9 protein-coding genes are annotated in these 8,852 nt (G+C 34.3%); all 9 read right to left on the bottom strand.

Annotated elements, in window-relative coordinates:
* A partial coding sequence (folP, locus tag Q5O30_RS10780; protein ID WP_302674704.1) for a dihydropteroate synthase occupies positions 1–692 on the bottom strand: 692 nt, incomplete at its 3' end.
* A 14-nt stretch (positions 693–706) separates the two neighbouring features.
* The gene (gene folE, locus Q5O30_RS10775) at positions 707–1,264 is read right to left on the bottom strand and encodes a GTP cyclohydrolase I FolE (protein ID WP_021953755.1); all 558 of its coding nucleotides are present in this window, start codon (positions 1,262–1,264) and stop codon (positions 707–709) included.
* Between the two features lie 20 nt (positions 1,265–1,284).
* Positions 1,285–2,595 carry a folylpolyglutamate synthase/dihydrofolate synthase family protein gene (locus tag Q5O30_RS10770; RefSeq protein ID WP_021953754.1) on the bottom strand — a complete coding sequence of 437 codons (1,311 nt, stop codon included), beginning with the start codon at positions 2,593–2,595 and terminating at the stop codon, positions 1,285–1,287.
* Between the two features lie 82 nt (positions 2,596–2,677).
* A complete protein-coding gene (locus Q5O30_RS10765; RefSeq protein WP_021953753.1) occupies positions 2,678–3,253 on the bottom strand; it encodes an SH3 domain-containing protein in 576 nt (191 codons plus the stop codon).
* 13 nt (positions 3,254–3,266) lie between these two features.
* A complete protein-coding gene (locus tag Q5O30_RS10760; RefSeq protein ID WP_021953752.1) occupies positions 3,267–3,593 on the bottom strand; it encodes a DUF1292 domain-containing protein in 327 nt (108 codons plus the stop codon).
* 150 nt (positions 3,594–3,743) lie between these two features.
* Complete coding sequence (locus Q5O30_RS10755) at positions 3,744–5,567, bottom strand: ATP-dependent helicase (protein ID WP_302629182.1); 1,824 nt, start codon at positions 5,565–5,567, stop codon at positions 3,744–3,746.
* A 173-nt stretch (positions 5,568–5,740) separates the two neighbouring features.
* Positions 5,741–5,932 (bottom strand): hypothetical protein, encoded by a 192-nt coding sequence (locus tag Q5O30_RS10750; RefSeq protein ID WP_118589390.1) that lies wholly within the window; start codon positions 5,930–5,932, stop codon positions 5,741–5,743.
* A gap of 443 nt (positions 5,933–6,375) precedes the next feature.
* Complete coding sequence (gene gltX, locus Q5O30_RS10745) at positions 6,376–7,848, bottom strand: glutamate--tRNA ligase (RefSeq protein ID WP_021953750.1); 1,473 nt, start codon at positions 7,846–7,848, stop codon at positions 6,376–6,378.
* A gap of 59 nt (positions 7,849–7,907) precedes the next feature.
* Positions 7,908–8,483, bottom strand: a complete 576-nt coding sequence (locus tag Q5O30_RS10740) for an AAA family ATPase (protein WP_021953749.1) — start codon at positions 8,481–8,483, stop codon at positions 7,908–7,910.
* Positions 8,484–8,852 lie beyond the last annotated feature (369 nt).

The raw sequence follows: 8,852 nt of genomic DNA, 5'->3' as shown, positions 1-8,852 counted from the left end.
GCCATTCTGTCATCTCTGTCCACATCAAGGGTAAGCCCTATAACTGATTTTCTTGAAGTTCCAAGGAGCACCGGAAGTCCCAGTTCCTTTAAACGGTTAACTTCATTAATAACCATAAGATTCTGGGGATAATCCTTTCCAAATCCAACTCCCGGATCAAGCACTATCTGTGAATCTTTTACCCCGGCCTTGTGGGCAATTTCCAAAGACTCTCTTAAATCATTTAAAACATCTTCCACAAAGTTATTATAATTTGTATTATCTCTATTATGCATTACACAGGCTGCCACCTTAGTTTCCGCAACAAGGTCAGCCATATCCTTTTTGCCCCATTTAAAGCCCCAGACATCATTTATCATATCTGCTCCTGCTTTAATTCCTTCCCGTGCCACTCCTGTTTTGTATGTGTCAAGGGAAACTGCCACATCAAATCTTTCCTTTACAGCCTCTATTACAGGCACAACTCTGCTTATTTCTTCTTCATCACTTATAAGAGTGTAGCCCGGTCTTGTGGACTCTCCCCCTATATCGATTATTTTTGCCCCATCATCAATCATCTGCCGGGTATGCTCTAAAGCCTTGTCCAAGCTGTTCCATTTTCCACCATCAGAAAATGAATCCGGTGTTACATTTAAAATTCCCATTATTACCGGCTCTTTATCTAAATCAAATTCATATTTTCCTATTTTCATTGTTCGCGTCTCTCCTATTTATTTATCAGTAAAGTAACATCTCTTCTTAAGGCATCATCCTCTTTGAATTTTCCTTTTAATGCAAAGCTGACAGTTTTGCTTCCGGGCTTTTTTATGCCTCGTGCAGACATACACATATGTTCTGCCTCAACCATAACATAAACACCTTTTGCCTCTAAATATTCCTCTAATGCCTCTGCAATCTGTTCCGTCATCTGTTCCTGTATCTGAAGTCGCCTTGCGTAAACTTCCACTGTTCTTGCCAGTTTACTTATTCCCACAACTTTTCCGTTAGGAATATAAGCAATATGCACTTTACCATAAAAAGGCATCAGGTGATGTTCACAGGTAGAGTAGAATGTAATATTTTTCTCTATAACAACATTTTCGTTGTCACAGGAAAATGTTCTGGACAAATGCTCTGCCGGAGTTTTGCCCATTCCGGCGCATAACTCTTCATACATTCTTGCCACTCTCTCCGGAGTATCCTTTAACCCCTCTCTGTCAGCATCTTCACCGATACCTTCTAAAAATAGTCTGACTGCTTCTTCAATTTTTTTCTTATCAAACATGTCAATCTCTCCTTCCGGCTTTAACTGTTTGTTTTAGCTTTAATATATTTCTTTAGTGCCCTGCGCAAATCCTTTAAATACGATAATGAACCAAAGGCAATAATTAAATCACAGTTATTAACATTAACTGAATTTATTGACATTTTAACTGCCTCATCCATTCCTTTTGCGCAAATAACATTACTGTTATATGATCTTATGGTTTCTGCCAATATTTCTCCATTAAGAGCCCGTTCATTATCAGGTGTTACGGTAATAATCATTTCCCCTCTGCCTGCTATCATTTCCGCCTCTTTTTTAAAGTCCTTATCGGCCAACACTCCCATTATAAAGGTAATTTTCTTATTTGTAAAATACAAATCTATAGAATCCCTTAATTCTTTTATTGCTCCGGGATTATGGGCACCATCAATAATAAATAAAGGTGAATCATTTATAACTTCCATTCTTCCCGGCCAATTGGCATTTAAAAGTCCTTTTTCTATGTTTTCTTCAACCTTAAATCCACGATTTTCCAGCGCCAAAGCTGCTTCTATGGCTGTAATTGAATTTTTAACCTGATATGTTCCGGGCATTTTTAATTCTATTTTATAGATTTTCCCGTTAGATGCCTTATATTCATATAAGGTTAAAAATCCTTCAGCCTTTATACCATACGCATTTTGACACAATATGAAAGGAGCCTTTTTTAATTCTGCTATTTTCTTTATGGATTCTACAGCCTCATCAGTCTGATTCGAAACAATCACCGGACAGTTGTCCTTAATTATTCCCGCTTTTACCCTTGCAATTTCACCTATTGTACTGCCTAAAAATTTTGTATGGTCAAGACTTATAGTTGTAATAACACTACACAGTACCTTTTTAAACACATTTGTGGCGTCTCCTTCTCCTCCCATTCCACATTCTACCAGCACTACATCACATTTTTTTCGCTTAAAATATTCAAACGCCATGGCTGTTTCTATTTCAAAAGGAGTTGGGTGCGGCAATGATTCCTTAACCATTTCATTGCATTTTGATTTTATATAGGTTAAAATATCCGCCACCTCTTCCTCTCTTATATAGGTATTATCCGTTCTTATTATTTCCCTATACTCAAAAACTGCCGGTGAGGAATATCTTCCTGTTTTGTATCCTGACTCCATTAAAATGCTTTGCAAAAATGCCGAGGTTGAACCCTTTCCATTGGTTCCTGCCACATGAATCACCTTTAGTTCATCCTGAGGATTTCCCATTTTAGCAAGAAGTGTTTTTATGGTATCAAGTCCTAACACACTTCCATATTTTTTTATTGCTTCCATATATTCCATTGATTCATTATAATTCATATGATCTCTCCTAAAGCCTGTTTTTTACACAAAAATATTGTCGCATTCATCTGAACATCTGATAAATACGACAATATTTTAATTATTCATCATATACATTTTTTTCGCTTAAAAATCTTGTTGCTACATAACCGGTTTTTCCGTTATATTTGATTCTTGTCCAGTCGCCTTCATTACTTAAAACCTCAACCTTTTCACCTTTTTCAATAGTAGTAACTACGTTATCTGATGAATCGGTGCTTGCCTCACTTCTTAAATTTACACCATCATTAGTATACATTGATGTAGATGCTGAAGCGTTGTCACCTGTTGTAGCACTTTCACTTTGATTTTCAGTCTTTGTAGTCTCCACGGCTTTGACTGTTGTTTCCGCTGCTGCATTTTTCTTATTGGTTGTTTCCTCAACTGTTGTAGTTTCAACTACAGTAGTAACCTCAACGGTAGTAGCCTCTGCTGTTGTTTCCTTTGCTGACTTGTTGCCTTTTTTTGAAGAACATGAAACACCGATAATAATAATCAGTATAAGAAGTATCACTACACCTGCAATTCCTGCTAATGTCATATTTCTCTTCTTTATTTGCTCTGCTCTTTTTATCTCTGCGTTTCTTCGTCTGTTTTCTACGATTCTCTTTATTTCTTCATCTCTTGTTTCTGGCATAAAATATCACCTTCTACTGTAAATTTTCTTCTTCCTCTATAATCTCGTCATATTCTCCGGACTCAACTAATTCATCAAAAGCATCTGAAGCTAAATAAAATTCTGCTTCTGTTTCAATGTTATCAAGTCCCGGTTCACCATCTTCATCTTCATAATATCTGTAAAGATATACTTCTCCCTCTTCATTTTCAGGTCCTTCTGTAGGAAGCAATGCGATGTAATCCTGTCCGTTTTCTGCTTCAAAGATACTTACCACAAGGCAATCTACTTCTGTATCATCATCTAATGTAAGAGTTACAAATAAATCCTCATCTTCTTCAAACTGATTATTATTTCCCATATCATCCTCTTTCTGCGTAAACACGCCATATATTTTAACGGATATTCTTCTATGCAAAAAATATCAAAGGAATTTCCTATTCCCATATTCATTACTACTTTATCAGAATAAAACACAAAATGCAACAAAACAAAGACTTTTCACGAAAAGTTAACATATGATTTCATTAGCAAACATGGACATTTCCACATCACACCCTAAGCTTTGTGCCACACCATAAACACACAGTTCTTCTATTGCTCTGGTTATTGCCACATAAAAAACTCTTCTTTCTTCTTCATAATCCCTTTCCCTTACCGCCTTTGAGGTAGGCACAACTCCCTGATTTGCATCTAATATAAACACGATTTTAAATTCCAGTCCCTTAGAACCATGCATTGTTATTATATTTATCCCTTCTTTATCTTTCTGTGACCTGTTATTTTTTTCATTTTCTATTGACCATATCCACTCCTTTAAGGTATTGTATTTTAATGCTTCATTGTAAATATCATCCATTTGTTTAATCAGAGCTTCTCTTTTCATATTATGGTCAATAGCGTATTTTCTCAAATAATTTTCATAGCCTACTCCGTGTTTAATATATGTTATAGCCCCGGAAGGATTTAGCTTTCTTACCATGTCAAAATGGAATTTTAATTTTTCTATATTATCTGTTATTTCTTTACTTTCCTGATATATTTTCCTTAATTCTTCAAAATCTATACTATTTTCCCCTATCACCGCTAAATTTATGTATCTTTGTGGTTTATTAACTATTTTTATAAAACTGTCATTGTCTCTCAGAGGCATTTTATCATAGGTTATGGCTGCTTTTATGTAATTAATTATATCTTCTGCCACCATTCCCCTATAAATGCTTTTTTCCCCTTTTTTACTTTTTGAATCTATGCTTACGTTTTTTAGAAAATCGGATATTTCCGGAATCTGGCTGTTATTCCTTACTAAAATTGCAATATCTGACGGCTTAACTCCCTTCTCCAAATATTTCTTTATTTTCTTTGCCACATACAATAATTCCTGATTCTTATTTTTAAATTGTCTGACATCTACCTCTTTTCCTCCCTTTGTATTAGGTATTATATTTTTCTCATATCTGTTTTTATTATTTTTTATTAAGTTTTCTGATGCAGCTACAATAGTTTCCCCGGAGCGGTAATTAATATTCATGATTATAGTTTCTCCATTTTCATAATCCTTTGTAAACTGCCCCATTATTTCAGGACACGCCCCTCTAAATCCATATATGGACTGGTCATCATCCCCTACTATAAAAATATTGTTATCAGGGCATGCTAACATCTTCACTGTTTCATATTGAATAGTATTAATATCCTGAAATTCATCAATTAAAATATACCTATATACATTCTGCCATTGTTTCAAAATATCAGATCTTTTAACAAACAATTCATGACACCTTAAAAGGATATCATCAAAGTCAATTTTCTTTTCCTTTGACAATGTTTTCTCATACTCCCTGTACACAAGCAAAAATTCCTCTTTTTTGCAGCATTTTGGTTCATAATCAATTAAATCAACCATATTGCCTTTGATATTTCCTATTTCGCCGATTATACCTTGTATAAGTTCCTGTGTGTTATCTGATTCTATATGTTTTCTAAGAACGATTTCCCTTAAAATGTCATATTTTGTTCTTTCTGTTACGATACAGTTTCCCTTATATCCCAATGACATTCTAAGTATCTTAAAAAATATCCCATGAAATGTGCCAAAAGTCACCGGATATGTCCTATGCCCTTCCGCCATAAGTTCTGTGAACTTCTTTTCCATATGAACAGCCGCCGCCTTAGTAAAAGTAACTACCATTATACTCTCAGGTGCAACTCCTTTGTTTATTAGATTCTTTATTCTATGGGTAATAACTGTTGTCTTTCCTGAACCCGGCCCTGCCAATACCATAGCTGGACCTTTAAAAAAATTAATAGCCTGTTGTTGTGATTTATTAAACATGTATTCCTTTCCGTACTCTATCTCCATCAGCAGTATATCATTATTATGTTGTTTTGTAAATATTATAAGATGTTTTGTGGCGAATTTGCTGTTATGCTGTTTTTGTAATTGTTTGTTGTTAATAGAAGCATTTGTTGCAGAAATTGATGTATTAAAGTTTTTTGAAATTGGCTTTAGGCAATTATTGCCAGCACCACGTAGTTGGGTTGGCAGTTGTGTCTGGGGGATGGCACTTGGGCGGATGAAACACATGATATTTGTTTTTCAACTGCCCCTTTTTCACTAAATTCACTTAAAAAACTTGTGAAATGCCATTTGACCTCTTCTTTTCCAACTTCCAATGGTACTTTTGTTGTTGCAATCAATTGTTTCTCCTGTATAGGTACCATTGAATTTTGTCAATTTCAATTCTCAACTGTATATTGCCATTATATATCAAAAATTTCATAGAATTTTAACTTTACGGAAAGTCATATTTACAATATCAATTTTCTATAAGTTTTCTCCCTGCATACTTCTAACCTATGAATTGATTTATTTTACAAGAAATTTTTGTTTAATTGTATTATTTACTGTATATATCCGCCCCAGAAGGTGCTTGCACCGCCTCCATCGCTTTTGTGAGGAAAATATAGCACCTATCTTCAATGTTTGTCATCTCCACCACGAAATTTATTTTATAAAGGATTACCCCCTTGCTTGACAAAGAGCCAAAAAAATGGACACCACTTACATGGTATCCATTTCTATATTTTATAACTTATACTTTATAACTTATACTTTATAACTTATATTTCACCCATAATTTCTACTGTGCTGCCTGGGCATTTTCTAACAGTTCGATGCCTTTTTTGATTCTCTTTATGGATTCATCTTTTCCTATAACTTCCATTATTTCGAAAGCACCGGCAGGTGTCATCTGCTTACCTGAAACTGCTGTTCTAAGAGGCCATAATGCCTGTCCGTTTTTGCAACCTTTCTTTCCAATGTATTCAAATACAAGTTCATGAAGTCCATCTACTGAATAATCATCCGTTTCCTCTAATGATGGCAAAAGTTCCTTAAGAACTTCTAATGAATTGTCAGTGTTTGTTTTCATTTTCTTGTGAGTATACATATCAGCACTGTACTCAGGAAGTTCCTCAAAGAAATCTACCATAGCACCAATCTCAGGAAATACTTCAATTCTTGTTTTTACCATATCAAGTATTTTCTTAAGATCCAAATCTTTTTTAATAGCTTCCTTAATGTAAGGCATTGCTTTTTCATAGAATATGTCGTTATCCATTGCCTTAATGTATTCTCCATTCATCCATTTAAGTTTCTGAATATCAAAAACTGAAGGACTTTTGTTTACTTTATGGTAGTCAAATGCTTCTATTAATTCATCAAGAGAAAAAATTTCTCTGTTATCTTCCGGACTCCATCCAAGAAGAGCAATGTAGTTGACAATTGCCTCAGGTAAAAATCCCTGCTCCACCAAATCTTCATATGATGAATGACCTGAACGCTTGCTTAACTTCTTGTGTTCCTCATCTGTAATAAGTGGTAAATGCACATATTTTGGTGATTTCCAGCCAAACGCCTCATACAATCTCTGGTACTTCGGTGAAGATGAAATATACTCATTTCCTCTTACAACATGAGTAATTTCCTGCAAATGGTCGTCAATAACATTTGCAAAATTGTATGTTGGATATCCGTCTGATTTAATAAGAATCATATCATCTAATTCTTTATTTTCAACGGTAATTTCACCATATAATTCATCATAAAAAGTTGTTGTGCCTTCTGTAGGCATATTAATTCTTATAACATATGGCTTTCCTGCGTCAAGATTTGCCTGAATCTCCTCCTTTGAAAGGTGAAGGCAATGCTTGTCATAAACTGTTATTTCCTTTCCATCCTCTCCAACGGAAGTTTTAAGTTCAGCTAATCTTTCCTTATCACAGAAACAATAGTAGGCATTTCCTGATTCAATAAGCTGTTTTGCATATTTCATATAAAGACCTGATGCCTGACGTTCACTTTGAACATATGGGCCAAATCCCTTATCCTTATCAGGACCTTCATCATGAATAAGACCTGTCTGTTCCAAAGTCCTGTAAATAATATCTACAGCTCCCTCAACATATCTTTCACGGTCTGTATCTTCTATTCTCAAAATAAAATCTCCGCCCTCATGCTTTGCAATCAGGAATTCATAAAGTGCCGTTCTTAAATTTCCAACGTGCATCCTACCTGTAGGGCTTGGAGCAAACCTTGTTCTAACCTTTCCCATATTCTCTCTCCTGTTCTTTACTAATAAAAAGAGTATCCTGAGATACTCTTTAGTGATTCTTATTTAAGTTCCTCGAAATACTTTACAGCTTCCTTAATAGAAACCTTAAATTTGTCATCAGATGAATTGTCAAACAGGAATATATTCTTTATGCCTGTTGGAACTGAAAAATCTAATTTCTTAACATATTCATCCCAGTTTTCTAACTTCCATGTATCTCTGTCGGAATTTCTTGCAATCATTCTCTGTCTGCATACTTCAACGTCACACTGTACCCATACAACTATAAGTTCAGCACCTTTCTTTTCCAAAAGCTGACGTCTAAGATTCTCCATGTATCCCGGAGTTCTGACCTCTCTTGTGTAAGGTGCATTAATAAATACAGTATCATTATATTCTAATGCTTCCATTGCAATTTCCATAATGCAATCATATTCATAATCTCTTATTTCTGCTTCAAAGAAATCTGAGCTTCTGTTATATTCCTGATTTGCCACAACAAATATCTGCTTTGATAAAACGATTAATGAGTCTTTATCAAGATATACACAGTTTGGAATGGCCTTTGCCAGTTTCTTCGTTACAAATGTTTTTCCACAAGCAGGTGGAGATGTTACTAAAATCAATTTCTTCATAATATTATAACCTCTTCTATATATAATAAAATCATTACAATTTAACCCAATTTCTTTTCATAATACCACTAAATACGCTTCTTAGTCAACACTATAAACTACAAAAAATGACAAAAAACATAACTCTTTTATTTATAAAGATAATTATTACTTTTTCATATATTCTATTATAATAATTATCACAAAAAATAATACATTAGAAGACTGTAAGATATATTAAAAATTCTCACATATAGCTATAAAAACAGGAATGGCTTCTTAGAGATTCCTCCAAGAAGCCACAAAATTGAAAGGGTTTAGATTATTATGTTACCTAAAAATCTAATACTCTTATAGTTTAATAATTAAAAACGTTTTTTGCAATAATGA

Origin of the sequence: Eubacterium sp. CAG:161 (assembly GCF_000432355.1) — a bacterium.
Classification (GTDB): Bacteria; Bacillota; Clostridia; order Lachnospirales; family Lachnospiraceae; genus Eubacterium_G; species Eubacterium_G segne.
The sequence above is the reverse complement of the archived record's forward strand: the minus strand, read 5'-3'. Positions and strand labels throughout refer to the sequence as shown.

What these genes read in the sequence shown, in the direction of transcription:
- gltX (WP_021953750.1), bottom strand. Translation starts at nt 7,848, where the DNA reads ATGGGAAAGGTTAGAACAAGGTTTGCTCCAAGCCCTACAGGTAGGATG.
- Q5O30_RS10755 (WP_302629182.1), bottom strand. Translation starts at nt 5,567, where the DNA reads ATGTTTAATAAATCACAACAACAGGCTATTAATTTTTTTAAAGGTCCA.
- Q5O30_RS10765 (WP_021953753.1), bottom strand. Translation starts at nt 3,253, where the DNA reads ATGCCAGAAACAAGAGATGAAGAAATAAAGAGAATCGTAGAAAACAGA.
- folE (WP_021953755.1), bottom strand. Translation starts at nt 1,264, where the DNA reads ATGTTTGATAAGAAAAAAATTGAAGAAGCAGTCAGACTATTTTTAGAA.
- Q5O30_RS10760 (WP_021953752.1), bottom strand. Translation starts at nt 3,593, where the DNA reads ATGGGAAATAATAATCAGTTTGAAGAAGATGAGGATTTATTTGTAACT.
- Q5O30_RS10740 (WP_021953749.1), bottom strand. Translation starts at nt 8,483, where the DNA reads ATGAAGAAATTGATTTTAGTAACATCTCCACCTGCTTGTGGAAAAACA.
- Q5O30_RS10770 (WP_021953754.1), bottom strand. Translation starts at nt 2,595, where the DNA reads ATGAATTATAATGAATCAATGGAATATATGGAAGCAATAAAAAAATAT.